Genomic DNA, 14,633 nt, shown 5'->3' with positions numbered 1-14,633 from the left:
TCTTCATGCCCGGATTTTTAAATGCTTTTTAGGATTCGTAGGAATACTCGTTATTTTAATAATAGGATGAATACAATTTTGATGCGTAAAAATCGTACTTATTTAAAGTTCTTTCCTTTGGTTTCTCTGCTTCATAAAATTCAGCATTTTCTCAGGTTCATCTGTAAAAATAGCATCTACACCAATATTTAATAGTATTTCTGCATGTTCAATTTCATTTACCGTATATACACGAACAATTGAATTCTGTTGAATTGCTTCTAAAACCGATTTGCGAACTGCTGTTGGTAAAGCGACATGGAGTGCCTTTGCAGGAATTTCTTTTTGGTAATTCACTACGTTTAATATCATATTGGCAAACAGAGCTGCGTTCTCAACATTAGGGTCAATGTGAGCGATACGTCTCACCGCTTCATGATCAAATGATGAAATAATTACTTGATCCTCCATACCATATGCTTCTACTTCTCGTAATACTTTTTCTTCTAACCCTGCATACACAAAAATATCCGATTTTAATTCAATGTTTACCATGATCTTCGTTTTACAGAATAGCTCTAACACTTCAGATAAAGTCGGGATTTTCTCGCCTGAAAATTCCTCACCAAACCAAGAACCAAAATCGTATCTTCGTAGTTCCTCTAAAGTAAGATCTTTCACAAACCCACTACCATTGGAAGTACGATTAATGGTTTCATCATGGATGACAACTATTTGGTTATCCTTTGTTAAATGTACATCCAATTCCACACCAAATATCGGTAATTTTGCAGCTGCCTGAAAAGCTGCCATCGTATTTTCAGGATATTTTCCGGAATACCCACGGTGGGCAAAAATTTTCATTCATACCTTCCTCACATAAAATTATATAAATATCCGATCTAATTCCCTTTCAATTAACGCACGAATTCTATCTCTACCAATGGTTATAAAGCCCATTAAAAGATGTAATGCTATCCCATCAATTAATGCATGCAGATGGATAATCTCCTCTTCTAGATTAATATCCACTTTTAATAAACCTGCATCATTCAACTTGTTCATAATTAAAATTATTCCTTGATGAACTGAGTCTTCCTTTAACTCCTTTTTTCTTAATTTATAGGAGATATACTCTAACCACACTTGCATTTCAACAACTCGATCTTCTGGTGGAATGAGTTCCATTAACATGTTCAATGTGACTTCTTTTGGTGGTAACTGCTGCTTCGCGTGTTCCATAATTCTTTCCGTTGCTTGCTCTTCAACTAGTTGCATGGCAAACTCAAGCAACTCTTCTTGTGTATTGAAGTAATGTCGAACAGCTCCAAGTGAAAGATTCGCCTCCTTTGCAATTGAACGAACAGACGCCCCACCAAGTCCATCTCTGGCTATAACATTCCACGTTGCTTTTGCGATTAACGCTTTTCTTTCTTCATGATTCACTATTTTTGGCATGACTCTATTATAACTCAATTTTTAAATAATACACTTGTATTATTTAAAATGACGTGCTATTATTTTAATACAAACGTATTAAATAAAACCAAAGGAGTTTTTACATGATAAAATGGATTATTGCTGCTGAAGTTGCCTTTTGGATTGTGATTATTGCAGGACTCTTTTCAAGATATGTGTTGAAGTGGAATAAAGTAAGCATTCTATTTTTCCTCTTAACGCCATTAATTGACCTTGGATTAGTAGCTTTGACGGTAATTGATTTACGGAATGGTGCTACAGCCACTACCGCGCACGGACTTTCGGTCATTTATATTGGGGTATCCATTGCATATGGCAAAACAATGATTGCTTGGGCAGATGAGAAGTTCCAATCATGGTTCTTAAAAAAACCGTCTAGTAAAAAGACATTAACAGGCATGGCAAAAGCAATTCACGAGTTAAAAATGTGGGCAAGACACGTTACTGCCTTTTCAATTGGAAGTTTGCTATTTTGGGGAATTATTACTTTTGTAGGCTCACAAGCAACCGAAGCTTTAAATGGTATATGGAGAGTATGGGGTTTAGTGTTATTAATTGATGCGATTATCTGTCTATCGTACTTTATCTTTCCCAAAAAAGTGACATCGTAATGAAAGGAGCTATCACCAAAATGTAAGTGATAGCTATCTTTTTTCATGCGAATGCGAATAAGGCTCATTATATCAACTAGTCTTTGCTACCGCATTTGAACCATTGATATGTCAGATTGTATAGAAACTTGCATCGTTTGAAATCTTGGAGGCATCTTTGGTTCTTCAATAACAATCGTAGAATAATATGCTTCCGTAATGGTAATAAAATAGACTAAAAATAATATTTTTTTCAGTCAATGATACAAAATAAACTCTTTCTCCTTCTTGCAAATAAATTTAACGTTTTTTCCATAATTGCATTTATTTTGTATACAAATAAGTTTCCTAAAAGATTCAATATAGAAAGGAGATGTTTTGAAGTAAGTTGATTTCCATTCCGTGTGGAGGCTTTCCGCGGGCACGGCTTCAGCTATTTTTTTTCGCGAGTGCGCGAAAAAAGTGGATCTTCAGCTCGCGCTGTTCCCGCAGGAGTCTGCCACACTCCATTCCAATCAACTTTTTCGAAAAAGCAGATTTCTTCTGCGGTGGTCACATAAAAATGCCATCCTCATCGCAATTTATCTACGATGAAAGTGCTAATGGCAATCGCAAAGGTACCGTCTCAAATAATTTTCAGACGGCACCTTTACTCTTTAACCCTCATTAACCGCATACTATTTAGTGATACAATTAATGTGGCACCAATGTCGGCAAATATGGCAATCCATAAAGTTAGCCATCCTGGTACGACTAGCAATAAGGCTAGTAGCTTGATTCCTAATGAGAAAGTAATATTGGATTTAATAATCCTTAAGGCTTTACGACTTAATTTGATAGTAAATGGTAGTTTACTTAAATCATCAGCCATTAAGGCAACATCTGCTGTTTCCAATGCTGTATCCGTACCTGCTCCACCCATCGCAATCCCTACTGTTGAAGCTGCTAAAGCTGGAGCATCATTTACTCCATCTCCTACCATTACGACCTTTCCATACTCACTTCTTAACAATTTTATATAATTTAATTTATCTTCTGGCATTAGTTCGGCTTTTATTTCAGAAATCCCTATAGCTCTACTAATTGCTTTGGCTGTAGCTGTATTATCCCCAGTTAACATCACTGTTTTCTTAATGCCTAGCTCGTGTAAAGAATTTATTACGTTACGACTTGATTCACGCACTTCATCAGCAACGGCAATAATTGCCAACACTTTTTGCTTATTCCCAAAAAGCATTACAGTTTTCCCTTGATTCTGAAGGGTATCAATTCGTTGACTAATTTCACTTTCCACTAAAGTTATTTCGTTAAAAAGATGTGGACTTCCAACATAGTACATAATTCCATCTATGGATCCTTTAACACCCTTGCCAGTGATGGAAGTATAATCTTCAACGTTAATATCTAAATAAGAAGTTTGCTTATCTTCGGCATTTTTTATGATCGCACTGGCAAGAGGATGACCTGAACGATATTCAAGTGCAGCAATGAATGATAAAATTTGTTCTTCATTTTCTCCATTTAACACCTCGAATTCCGTTACAACTGGAATTCCTTTCGTGATTGTACCTGTTTTATCGAAGGCAATCGCTCTTACATTCCCCATTTCCTCTAAATAAACGCCACCTTTAATAAGCACACCTTTTTTCGCAGCATTACCTATGGCAGATAAAATTGAAATGGGGGTTGAGATAACTAAAGCACATGGGCAACCAACCACTAGAACGGATAAACCTTGATAAATCCACTCTCCCCAATCTCCTGCATATACAAGGGGTGGCACTATTGCTACCAATGCAGCAATGACCATAATGATGGGAGTATAATATTTTGCAAATTTATCAACAAACGCTTGAGATGGTGCTCGTTCGGCTTGTGCTTCTTCTACAAGTTCAATAATTTTCGAAATAGTAGTGTCTTCAACTAACTTCGTAATTCGTACTTCTAGTAAGCCTTCTTCATTTAACGTTCCAGCAAATACTTCATCGTTTACTGTTTTAACCACAGGTACAGATTCCCCTGTTATCGCGGCTTGGTTAACGATGGAGTTTCCATTAGTCACGATGCCATCCATTGCAATTTTCTGACCTGGTTTCACAATCATAATATCTCCAATTGCAACATCTTCAACGGGAACTAGCATTTCTTGGCCGTGACGTCTAAAGAGTGCTTCTTTTGGTGCAATATCCATTAATGACCGGATGGATTGCCGCGCTTGATCCATTGAGTAGCGCTCCAATGCCTCACTTATTGCGAAGAGAATAACGACAACTGCCCCTTCAGCCCATTCACCGATTATGGCTGCACCAATTATCGCTACAGTCATTAATGTTTTCATATCAAAATCAAGCTGGATTAAGTTTTTTAGACCAACCTTAAATAGAGAATAGCCACCAATGACTATTGCAGATAAAAATAATAATATTGTGATTACGTTCTTTTCACCATTTATATAAGAAGAAAGATAACCTAGTACAATAAGTAGAGCAGAAAAAATGAGAACTTGATGTTTTTTATAGAACGGAACCTTCTCTGTTTTCGGCTCAATTACTGCTGTAGGTTTATCTAGCATAACTTTAAGGCCTTCAAAGGCTCCTGCTTTTTCTAGCTCTTGGATGGTTGTTTCGCCTATAACACTAATTTTCGATGCGCCAAAATTTACTTTTGCATCTTGTACGCCTGGTAATTGTTTTACGTTACGTTCGAATTTCCCTGCACAATTTGCACAGGAAAAACCTTCTACTCGATAAACTTTTTGTTTTTTCGGCCTATCAGGATATACCTTTAAATTCTCAAATGCCCCTACCTTTTCAAGTTCTTCAACCGTGGTATGACCAACAACACTTATTTTTGAGGCACCAAAATTCACCTTTGCATCTTGTACCCCAGCAAGCTCTTTTACTTTTCGTTCAAACTTCCCAGCACAGTTCGCACAGGAAAAACCTTCTACTCGATACACCGTTTTATTCTGTTCATTTGTCTCATCCAACTTTTGCCACCTCCTTTTGATGAGCAAAAGCGACTTCTATCAGTTGTTTAACGTGATCATCATCTAATGAGTAATAAACTAATTTTCCCACTTTACGATATTTCGCTAACCCTAAATTTCGCAATAACCTGAGATGATGAGATGCAGTGGCAATTGAAGCTCCAACTATATTTGCGACATCACAAACACAAAGTTCATCTTCAATCGTTAACGCATAGGCAATTTTCACTCTTGTTTCATCGGATAATACCTTGAATACTTTGGACACTTCCACGGGTTGTTCTTCATCTAATTTATTTTGAATTTTTAAGACCTTTTCTTCATCTACACAGGTCACTTCACAAAAATCTTTTTCTTTGGGCAAACCAGCCACCTCTTATTCAAACATATATTTGAATATAGTATATGTATGATACAACTTTATAGTCAATCGAAGTATTTACAAAAAAATAAGAAGCTAATTACTTGAAGTAATTAGCTTCCATATAGAATTTTAATTTGGTTTTAAATTTTGAAATTGATTCATAATTACATCTAATTCTTGACTACATTTTATTGTCTCTGGGTGTAGAAGTCCTTTATTTCTGCCTATTTCGATCATGCGTTTACGTAAATTGTATATTTCATTTTCTAAATCTATTGTGGAATAAATTAAACTTTCCAAGAAACCTACCCCCAGATAATTATCTTTAATTAAAGTATTTTTAATATATTATTAATTGATTACATTATGTTTCAAAATATTAAAAAAGTATATCAGCTAGGGCTCCTATTCTACTAGGAGTACATTCCTATAATGCCATTTAATTGTAAAAAATATACAACAAAATGTAATGAAACTTCACTTTTTATAGGGATTTTAGTAAGATTAATATCTAAATTTTAAGTAAATATAGATTGGGGGTTTTAATGTGTCTAAAAAACAACAGGAATCTTTCCAACATCCAGAATTTGAGAAGGAAGTCGATCGATTAAATTACACAAAACAATATATGGAGCAAATTCTGGAAGCTTCACAACGAGACTTAAAAGCCGTTCAAGAAAAAATTAAAGAATCCATGGCTAACCTTGAATATATTGATTCCAGTGATAGCTATATTAACATTTTAACAAATTCTCGTTTTTTCGAAATGGCTCTTAATCAAAAAGATAGCCTAGAGGCTGTTAAAAAGAAACCCTATTTTGCACGGATTCACTTTCAAAGAACTGGAGAAGCTGAAGAACTTTTATACATCGGGAAGACATCATTATTTCACAACGAGACACTTGAACCCATTATTGTAGATTGGCGTTCTCCTGTTGCTAACGTTTATTATGATGGACGCCTTGGAGAGATTACATATCCTGTTCGAGATGAAGTTTATTCCGGACATCTTTATTCAAAACGCCAATATAAAATAGAAGATGGAGAACTTCTTAGTTTCCAAGATATAGACTTAACAACAAATGACGAACTTTTACAAGATGCTCTTTCTGGGAAAGCCGATGTTCGTTTAACAGAGATCGTTGCAACTATCCAAAAAGAGCAAAATGAAATCATTCGAGCCCACCTTCGTCAACCTATACTCGTTCAAGGTGCAGCGGGAAGTGGAAAAACAACCATTGCACTTCACCGTATATCTTATTTTTTATATACAATGGGAGAACATTTTAACCCAGAGCAACTTATGATACTTGCACCAAACAAATTGTTTATTGAATATATCGGGGATGTTTTACCTGAACTTGGTGTTGAACATATTTGTCAAACAACCTACGAAGAATATGTTCAAAAGGCTATTGGCATTAAATTGAAATTACAAAACCCGAACGAGCAACTTGAAACTATTGTTGAAGACGGAATTGATACACTTCCTACTTTCAATATTCCCAAAATAAAAGGTACCCTATTTTACCGAGATATTTTAGACCGTTACTTAACTAAGCATGAGCAACATCTTGCTAGTCTTTTTGATGAAGATGTCGCTATCGAAAAATATAAAATTATAAGAGGTAGCCATTTAAAAAAACTGTTCTTAATTGAATTTTCCTATATGCCCATTGAAAAGCGTTTAGAGCGAATCAAGAAAGTGATTCAAGCAGAAGTAAAAAGAAAATCGAAGTCAGTCGTGGATACTTTAAATAAACGTTATGAAGATATGATAGGAAAAGCACTTAGCGGACTTCGGGACCCTGATAAACGAAGAGAGATGGTTACAAAGTTTATTGATGAACGTGACGAACGCTTACCGAAGATTAAAGCTGAAGCAAAATCCACAGCTACAGCCTACATGCGACGATTTGAAAAAGTGAAAATTAAACCATTCTATCGTATGTTTTTGACTGATCGCATTCTTTTAAGTGAATTAGCACCCGAATGGACAATGGAAGAACAAGAAAAGTTTCTTCAATATCACAAAAAAGAACAATGGGCAGTTGAAGATTTAGCAGCCCTATATTACTTACATGCGAAAATTAAAGGAATTCCCGAGCAGTGGAAAATGCGAGTTGTTTTCATTGATGAAGTCCAAGATTATAGTTTATTCCAATTAGCAGCATTAAAAGCTGGTTTAGAAACCGATATGTTTACTATGGTAGGAGATTTAGCTCAAGGGATTCATAGTTATCGTTCGGTTACCGAGTGGGATTCCGTATTAAATCTATTCCCCCGTGCAAACTATTTCACATTGCAAAAAAGTTACCGTACAACGATTGAAATAATGGAAGTTGCAAACAAAATTTTATCTAAAATGGTTGAAGACCTTCCGTTAGTTGAACCTGTTGTACGTCATGGAAACATCCCTACTTTTGTAGAAAGTGAAAAATTTAGCGCAGGAATAATTGAAGAAATTTATGAAAAGTTACTTCAAAGAGGACATCGCTCTATTGCACTTATTTGTAAGACATCTAAAGAAGCTTTATTGTATTCAAAAATACTGAATAAATCCGGCATTGAAGCAGCCGTTTTAAAAGAGGATTCTGTTCTTGGAAAAACTCAATTGCTAATCGTTCCAAGTTACTTAGCAAAAGGTCTTGAATTTGATGCGGTTATTATTGTTGCCTTTGATACACCTTATTTTGATACACCAATTGATCGGAAATTGTTGTATGTGAGCTTAACTAGAGCAATGCATGAATTGTATTTAGTAGGACCTAATATGGAGTCTTTTTTGTTAGATGAAATCAAAAAATAGCTATCCTATGCAACAGAAATTAGCACAGGACAGCTATTGACTAGGAGGAACCTTTACAAAGGAACGTTTCTTCAAAACTTTGTTCCAAAACACCTTTTTAAAATAATGAAATACGGATTTTCTTGGTCTTTTTTCAACTACTGTAGGTTGTGGCAATGCAGGCATTCTCATTGGATATCACTCCTTTATCTTAATATATAAAATATGAGATAAATTATGTGTCTTCTACACAAATTTTTTAAAGGCTGTGCAGAAATTTCCTTTCTGTACAGCCCTTTATCTCTTATTTTAATGAAAAAACTGCATATTCTTTATACTTAGGGGATTTATCTAAGTGTGTTTCATATAGCACAACTTCATTCACTTCAAATGAAACTTCCTTACCATCTTCAGAAAGTATTGGGATAAGAGAATTTATATCAAAAGGCTGTTCTCCCTCCCATTTTCTAGCCAATGTAATGTGGGGGCGGAAAGGTTTTTTATCCAATTGAAAACCGACCTCTATACACTGTTGATACACTTGTTTTTGTAAATTATTTAAAATTTGCGATTCATTTACACCAGCCCAAAAAATACGTGGACTTTTCGGTGATCCAAATGTACCTATATTACTTAATGTTAAAGAAAATGGCCCTATATCAGAAATTGCAGAAGACACGGATTGAATCGATTTTATTTTCATTTCTTCCTCAGCAAAACCTAAAAACGCTAATGTGATATGATAATCCGCTTCGTGTACCCAACGCTTAAATGGGAATTTCTCTCTATTTTGCTCAATCCAATTATGTAAAAATGATTTCACATCGTTTGGAAGCTTTACTGCAAAAAAGTAATGATGTTTATCTGCCATTGTTTCACCCCTGTTAAACTTTTTCATTAATATACTTTCCGAACTAAAGTAAACTATCCATCAATTAGTTTTAACCCAATAGCCGAGATTAAAATGATTGAGATAAAAAGCACTCTTTTCAAGTCTTTTGATTCACCATATAAAAATATGCCAACAATAGTACCCCCTACAACACCAATGCCCGTCCAAATTGCATAAGCTGTCCCCATTGCAATGGTATTCATTGAATATTGAAGTAGAAACAGACTCATACAAAAAGCGAGTATAAATAATACAAGAGGTTTCCAGTTTTTATCTTTACTCAACTGATTCATCATTGCAACACCGAAAGTTTCAAATAGTCCCGCCAAAATCAACGCCATCCATGCCATTAGTTTTCAACCCCTTTTTGCTCGTCTTGATCTGTCACCAGCTTTAGACCAATTACTCCTACTAGTAAAAGTAGAATAAGTAGAATTTTAGCTAATTTAAAAGGTTCGCCAAAGAATAGAATTTCTGATATTACTGCTCCAGCAGTACCTAACCCAACAAAAACTGCATATACCGTCCCTGCTGGTAAAGTTTGGGCAGCTGTTATTAACAAATAGTTCGAAACGATAATCGCGATAATTGTACCCGTCCATGACCAAAAGTCATTCGAATGAGCTAGCCCAATAACCCAAAAGACTTCAAAAACGGCTGCTACAAGTACCTTTATCCAATGTACATTCATTAAATTTACCTCCAATCAAAATAAAAAAGCCTAAAGAGATTACTAATAATAGTATCTCCCAGGCTTTTATCCTTCCGTGTCACAAAACATTTGTGGTTTTCTCTCGGACCAGACCATCTCTATGCGGAACCCTAGAAAACTTTAAATAATATACAATTGAAATTATTATTTCACATCTTTAATTGAAATTCAATATTAGCATAGTAGACTAGTGTGATTTTGTTCCAAATATTCCTTTGGTCCTTTATGATAGAATGAGGAATTACCGTTAGGAGGGGTTGAAATGGAGAATGATCATAAAGATAAGCAAGATCCAATTAGTGAAGAAGAGCTTATCGAATTAGTCCTAGAAGCCCAAAAAGAAGCGCTTGAAAAAGCAAGACAACAAAGATTATCCGGTGTCCAACCTACAAAAAAGAAACCGCCATTTGTCCGTGTGATTGCTTGGGTTATGGCTTTGATGCTAATGGTTAGTACTTTTGCAGTTATTTTTGAGATTTACTCAATTCCTGCAATTGAATTTTTAAAAACATCCGCATCTCTTTCCTCAAAAGAAGAAATAAAGAACTATAAAAAATCAGTAGTTGAAGTGAAAACGAATAGTGGAAAAGGAACGGGTTTTTCAATTTCAGAGGATGGATATATCGTTACAAATGAACATGTCATTGATGATGCACTTACAATCACAGTAACATTTCCAGATGATGGTCTATATAAAGGTGAGGTTATTGAAAGTTACCCCGATATCGATTTAGCAATATTAAAAATTGAAGGTACAAACCTCCCCCACCTTACGTTAGCAGATACATATGAACCTATTAAAAATGAAGCCATTTATTTTATTGGTAACCCATTATACTTCTCTGGCATTGCCAATAAAGGTGAAGTCATTGATTACATTTTACTTAATGATTGGAATGAACAAGTCATTATGTTAGATGCGCCTGTCTATCGTGGTAACAGCGGTAGTCCGGTTATTAATAATGAAGGTCAGGTAATCGGTATTATCTTTGCGACCACAAAGACAGACGATTATGGCCGGGTCGGTTTATTTATACCTATTGATTTGTTGCAACACCGTCTTAATTTATTAAAATAATGTTGTTTATCAATTTACTAATCACATACATTTCACCATCCCTTATTGACGAAACATTCAATAAGGGATTTTTTGTATACTTAGTTGACGATTGTACTTTTGTACAAAAGCAACCACCCTTTTGATAGGTTATGTTTTATTGAAATAAGTTATTGATTTAGAGATTTTCCATAGAGCGTGTATCTATAATCAATAAATAAACAATTAAAGGAGATTTTTATGTAAACTATGTTGACGATATTACTTTTAAGTAATAATAAACCCTTTAATAAGGATATCCTTTATCATCTGGATATCAGTTACTTTATTAATAAAGTTATTAGATTTACTAATTTTATTGTGTAAACAGCTCTTAAATTTAACAATTTAGGGTTAATATCACTCTTTTTAGTCAACTTAATTGACATGAAAACTTTCTTTATATAATTATCGTAAATTATTGCTAATTTGCATCAATTTTCAAGTATAATAATTAATTTTTATCAATATTTTTGTTATCTCTATAATCTTTCATATATAAAACTTGTTGGTTATTATTTTTGTCAACCACATTGACATTTTCATATTTTCAAATAACACAAAAAAAAGATCCTGCTACCTCACAGGACCCTAAAATGAAGCTATCTTTTAATCATCATAACGATTGTCCACATAATAATCGAATACTGGAGAGTTTCTAATACCGAACCGTCATACAAAAGAATAAAAGATGCAATATAAATCAAAACAAATATAAACAAAGCTTGTGCTAGTTTCAATATTTCTACCACCTTGTCCCATTGCAGCATTTCATCTAAAAATCCACTATCATCACATCATATTAATTCATCTGCTATATTATGAGACTCTATTTCTAGCTCATTATTTCATAAATTTACACATCATAGAAAACTCTATTATAATAAGCGCTCTTGCAAGATACAAATTCCGACAAGTCCAGCTATTAATTTACATCGTTTATTTGTTTAGAATATTTTAATCATCAACTTAGTTTACAAAAAAACAGGTAGCCTATATTGTAATTAAAGCGTTTGTATGTTTTTTTGAAAAATATCTTGAATTCATTTATTTTACTCTTATTGGCGACAAACATTTACTTACACTGACAAACTTATTTTTCAAGAATATCAAGTTAGTCAACTTAGTTTACAAAAAAATTTTCTAATCTCTCTATATTCTCAACTGTTGAACAAGATATTGAAAAAATCACAAATCATTATTACTTTTCGCCATTTATCTTAAAAAATCAACATTTCTATGTCAGTAACAATAACATTTTCGTCAATTAAGTTGACTGAAAAACAATTAATATTATTTGATATTAAGGGAACAATCTCTCTATTTTTAATTTATGTATTTTGAAAAGAGATTTTAAACTATAGTTTTTATTCAATAACAAAATTCGAGGAACTTCACTGCAACAATATAACGAAAATGTCATCTAGGTTGACAAAAATTTATAAGGTGCCATTTACTTTATCAATATCTCATTCTTCTAATGAAAATTACTGGATAAATCATTTATTATATCCTGTGATAAATGCAATTACTTATTTCGACATTCATCCGATCATCGTTCTTCACTATATAACCTCTAACTTTTCCATTTTAACTTCTTATATCTACGGTTTAACGTCTGAAAATAATTCGATAATCCAAATAATTTGACCGAAACCTTCTAAACAAAAAAAGAAGGTGCAACATGAGCTGCCCTTCAACTTTTTTTGCAATATTAAATGATATAACTAATAAATAATCCAATAGATAATACAAAACTAAATAAAGTATTTGTGATTGCTGTAGACTTCATTGCCACACGCATATATTGTGGTTCTTTTTCACCTTTTTTAAATCCATTCACTGCAGATATAGGCTTTTTAATTGTTAATAGTACGATAAGTGCCCATGGACTAATACTTCCTATTAATACAAGAACAATAATCCATAAATAAGCAACAATAAACGAAAATGCTAAAACACTCACTGCTTTTTCTCTACCTAAAAGGATTGCAAGGGTTTTACGTCCACCTTTTGTGTCTTCCTCGATATCACGTATGTTGTTTGCCATATTAATAGCACCAACTAGAATCCCAACAGGAATCGAAATTAACACTGCTGTCGTCGATAACGTGTTTGTTTGAATAAAATAGGAGATTAATACAAAGCCTGTCCCCATTAAAGCTCCTGCAAACAGTTCGCCAAATGGTGTATAAGCAATTGGAATTGGCCCACCTGTATAAAGATAACCTACCGCCATTCCAAATAACCCAATTACCACTAACCACCAACTACTATTCATACAAATGTAGACACCGATAATCATTGCTATTAAATATAGAAGCAATGCAACCGTAAGTACATTTTTAGGTTTTAAACCATGACGAACGATTCCACCACCAATTCCAACTGAATCGGCAGTATCTAGTCCTCGTTTAAAATCATAATACTCGTTAAACAAATTCGTTGCGATTTGCAATGCTAGACAAGCAAGCATCATTGCAATAAATAACAACCAATCTATTTTGGCTTCAAATAGAGCAATAACAGTTCCTAAAATAACAGGTGCAAAGGTTGCCGTTAATGTATGTGGTCGAGTCATTTTCCACATTAATTTTACTGGACTCAAGTTTTCCTGTTCCATGAATCTATTCAACATCCTTATCTTTAAGTTCACATCTTTACATTATAACAAAAACCATTATTTGCTCAATGAGTAACTTTTGGATTCAGAAAATACCTTAACGAAAATTAAAGACCCAGACCAAAATTGATCTGGGACTTCATAATTTTAACTTAACCATTATATACAAAATAATCTACTTGCATAGACTTAATAAACCCTGCTCTTTCATAAACAGCAAGTGCTCTTTCATTTTCAATTTCTACTTCAAGCATGATTAAATTTTCACCATTTCTCAAAGCAAAGTCTTTTACCCAATTAAGAAGTGCTGTTGCAACACCTTGCCCTTGAAAATCCGGATGAACTGCAAGTGCTGTAATCCATTGGACATCGCCTTCTTTTACAGACGTAACAGTTCCAGCAATTTTATCATCCAATAAAGCAATCCACAAAATTCTACCTTCTGTTGTCGTATTGTAAGAAATCAGTTCTAGTGACTCTTCCATTAAATCACCAAAAGCTTCACCGTAGATTTCAATTAAACGTTCTTTATCAGTTGCTTCAAAGTAAGGTCGAATATATATACGGTCGTTCTCATCGAAAATTTGAGGCTTTGCTTCAAAGGTTGCTTCTGAAAAGCTATAAGTATAGCCGTATTTTTCAACAAATTTTCTTCTATATTTATCATTTTGAATGACTAACGAAAGCTCTCCTTCAGCACCACGTTGATGTAGTCCATCACCTAACACTTTAAGTAAAGCTTCATCAATCCCAATTTCTCTATACATTGGAGCAACTAGAATTGACCACTCATATGTATTCAACCCCATTTGATCCACTGCACTTGATACTCCGACTAACTCGTCCTTATCATCATCATATGCAAGAACAAAAAATCCTCTGACATTTGTATTTTGAGAAATAGGTAAATTTAATAAAACACTATAATTATATTGATCTATTTTACAAGCATCATCACACAAAGCTTTTATTTCTTTGTATGTTTCCGAATCTATTGGAAAGGATGCTGTGATAATTGAAAAGTTCATGTATTACTCTCGCTCCTAAAGCCTATTTTAATATCTTCTAATTTTAGAGGAACACTATCAAGGTAGCAAGGTCAAATCACTAATTACATGTTA

At 33.9% G+C, this 14,633-nt stretch carries 14 protein-coding genes and 1 riboswitch; of the genes, 3 read left to right on the top strand and 11 right to left on the bottom strand.

Features of this window, described 5'->3' with window-relative positions; translation table 11 throughout:
* Positions 1–102: 102 nt before the first annotated feature.
* On the bottom strand, positions 103–843 hold the full coding sequence (locus tag NKR20_RS01580) for a glycerophosphodiester phosphodiesterase (RefSeq protein WP_121213498.1): 741 nt from the start codon (positions 841–843) through the stop codon (positions 103–105).
* A 21-nt stretch (positions 844–864) separates the two neighbouring features.
* The gene (locus tag NKR20_RS01575) at positions 865–1,425 is read right to left on the bottom strand and encodes a TetR/AcrR family transcriptional regulator (protein ID WP_253423034.1); all 561 of its coding nucleotides are present in this window, start codon (positions 1,423–1,425) and stop codon (positions 865–867) included.
* A 116-nt stretch (positions 1,426–1,541) separates the two neighbouring features.
* On the opposite strand from NKR20_RS01575, the gene NKR20_RS01570 reads away from it, so the two are divergent.
* Complete coding sequence (locus tag NKR20_RS01570) at positions 1,542–2,069, top strand: hypothetical protein (protein WP_121213494.1); 528 nt, start codon at positions 1,542–1,544, stop codon at positions 2,067–2,069.
* Between the two features lie 628 nt (positions 2,070–2,697).
* Here NKR20_RS01570 and NKR20_RS01565 read toward each other — a convergent pair.
* The 3 genes from NKR20_RS01565 to NKR20_RS01555 all read right to left on the bottom strand — a co-directional run bounded on the left by NKR20_RS01565 (position 2,698) and on the right by NKR20_RS01555 (position 5,701).
* Positions 2,698–5,037: a heavy metal translocating P-type ATPase gene (locus NKR20_RS01565; RefSeq protein WP_253423031.1), complete on the bottom strand. Its 2,340-nt coding sequence runs from the start codon at positions 5,035–5,037 to the stop codon at positions 2,698–2,700.
* On the bottom strand, positions 5,030–5,401 hold the full coding sequence (locus NKR20_RS01560) for an ArsR/SmtB family transcription factor (protein ID WP_253423028.1): 372 nt from the start codon (positions 5,399–5,401) through the stop codon (positions 5,030–5,032). Before NKR20_RS01560 ends, NKR20_RS01565 begins: the two co-directional genes overlap by 8 nt.
* A 129-nt stretch (positions 5,402–5,530) precedes the next feature.
* Positions 5,531–5,701 carry an aspartyl-phosphate phosphatase Spo0E family protein gene (locus NKR20_RS01555; RefSeq protein ID WP_253423025.1) on the bottom strand — a complete coding sequence of 57 codons (171 nt, stop codon included), beginning with the start codon at positions 5,699–5,701 and terminating at the stop codon, positions 5,531–5,533.
* A gap of 328 nt (positions 5,702–6,029) precedes the next feature.
* Between NKR20_RS01555 and helD the strand changes: the two genes are divergently transcribed.
* Complete coding sequence (helD, locus tag NKR20_RS01550; protein WP_253428004.1) at positions 6,030–8,210, top strand: RNA polymerase recycling motor HelD; 2,181 nt, start codon at positions 6,030–6,032, stop codon at positions 8,208–8,210.
* A 283-nt stretch (positions 8,211–8,493) separates the two neighbouring features.
* On the opposite strand, the gene thpR is transcribed toward helD, so the two are convergent.
* The 3 genes from thpR to NKR20_RS01535 are packed head-to-tail and all read right to left on the bottom strand — an operon-like array spanning position 8,494 to position 9,772.
* On the bottom strand, positions 8,494–9,060 hold the full coding sequence (thpR, locus tag NKR20_RS01545; RefSeq protein ID WP_121213488.1) for an RNA 2',3'-cyclic phosphodiesterase: 567 nt from the start codon (positions 9,058–9,060) through the stop codon (positions 8,494–8,496).
* Between the two features lie 53 nt (positions 9,061–9,113).
* The gene (locus NKR20_RS01540) at positions 9,114–9,431 is read right to left on the bottom strand and encodes a DMT family transporter (protein WP_253423022.1); all 318 of its coding nucleotides are present in this window, start codon (positions 9,429–9,431) and stop codon (positions 9,114–9,116) included.
* Complete coding sequence (locus NKR20_RS01535) at positions 9,431–9,772, bottom strand: DMT family transporter (RefSeq protein ID WP_121213484.1); 342 nt, start codon at positions 9,770–9,772, stop codon at positions 9,431–9,433. The genes NKR20_RS01540 and NKR20_RS01535 overlap by 1 nt, the downstream gene beginning before the upstream one ends.
* A 53-nt stretch (positions 9,773–9,825) precedes the next feature.
* Positions 9,826–9,918, bottom strand: a riboswitch (guanidine-I (ykkC/yxkD leader).
* A gap of 137 nt (positions 9,919–10,055) precedes the next feature.
* On the opposite strand from NKR20_RS01535, the gene NKR20_RS01530 reads away from it, so the two are divergent.
* Complete coding sequence (locus NKR20_RS01530) at positions 10,056–10,871, top strand: S1C family serine protease (protein WP_253423020.1); 816 nt, start codon at positions 10,056–10,058, stop codon at positions 10,869–10,871.
* A gap of 620 nt (positions 10,872–11,491) precedes the next feature.
* Here the strand turns inward: NKR20_RS01530 and NKR20_RS01525 are convergent.
* The 3 genes from NKR20_RS01525 to NKR20_RS01515 form a co-directional block, all read right to left on the bottom strand.
* The gene (locus tag NKR20_RS01525) at positions 11,492–11,629 is read right to left on the bottom strand and encodes a hypothetical protein (protein ID WP_170148379.1); all 138 of its coding nucleotides are present in this window, start codon (positions 11,627–11,629) and stop codon (positions 11,492–11,494) included.
* Between the two features lie 974 nt (positions 11,630–12,603).
* Positions 12,604–13,512: a 1,4-dihydroxy-2-naphthoate polyprenyltransferase gene (locus NKR20_RS01520; RefSeq protein WP_253423017.1), complete on the bottom strand. Its 909-nt coding sequence runs from the start codon at positions 13,510–13,512 to the stop codon at positions 12,604–12,606.
* 152 nt (positions 13,513–13,664) lie between these two features.
* Positions 13,665–14,540: a GNAT family N-acetyltransferase gene (locus tag NKR20_RS01515; RefSeq protein ID WP_121213479.1), complete on the bottom strand. Its 876-nt coding sequence runs from the start codon at positions 14,538–14,540 to the stop codon at positions 13,665–13,667.
* Between the last annotated feature and the right edge of the window lie 93 nt (positions 14,541–14,633).

The organism is Ureibacillus endophyticus, assembly GCF_024159215.1.
Taxonomy (GTDB): domain Bacteria; phylum Bacillota; class Bacilli; order Bacillales_A; family Planococcaceae; genus Ureibacillus; species Ureibacillus endophyticus.
This window is presented reverse-complemented; position numbering and strand designations above follow the sequence as displayed.

What these genes read in the sequence shown, in the direction of transcription:
- NKR20_RS01580 (WP_121213498.1), bottom strand. Translation starts at nt 843, where the DNA reads ATGAAAATTTTTGCCCACCGTGGGTATTCCGGAAAATATCCTGAAAAT.
- NKR20_RS01570 (WP_121213494.1), top strand. Translation starts at nt 1,542, where the DNA reads ATGATAAAATGGATTATTGCTGCTGAAGTTGCCTTTTGGATTGTGATT.
- helD (WP_253428004.1), top strand. Translation starts at nt 6,030, where the DNA reads ATGGAGCAAATTCTGGAAGCTTCACAACGAGACTTAAAAGCCGTTCAA.
- thpR (WP_121213488.1), bottom strand. Translation starts at nt 9,060, where the DNA reads ATGGCAGATAAACATCATTACTTTTTTGCAGTAAAGCTTCCAAACGAT.
- NKR20_RS01540 (WP_253423022.1), bottom strand. Translation starts at nt 9,431, where the DNA reads ATGGCATGGATGGCGTTGATTTTGGCGGGACTATTTGAAACTTTCGGT.
- NKR20_RS01535 (WP_121213484.1), bottom strand. Translation starts at nt 9,772, where the DNA reads ATGAATGTACATTGGATAAAGGTACTTGTAGCAGCCGTTTTTGAAGTC.
- NKR20_RS01530 (WP_253423020.1), top strand. Translation starts at nt 10,056, where the DNA reads ATGGAGAATGATCATAAAGATAAGCAAGATCCAATTAGTGAAGAAGAG.
- NKR20_RS01520 (WP_253423017.1), bottom strand. Translation starts at nt 13,512, where the DNA reads ATGGAACAGGAAAACTTGAGTCCAGTAAAATTAATGTGGAAAATGACT.
- NKR20_RS01515 (WP_121213479.1), bottom strand. Translation starts at nt 14,540, where the DNA reads ATGAACTTTTCAATTATCACAGCATCCTTTCCAATAGATTCGGAAACA.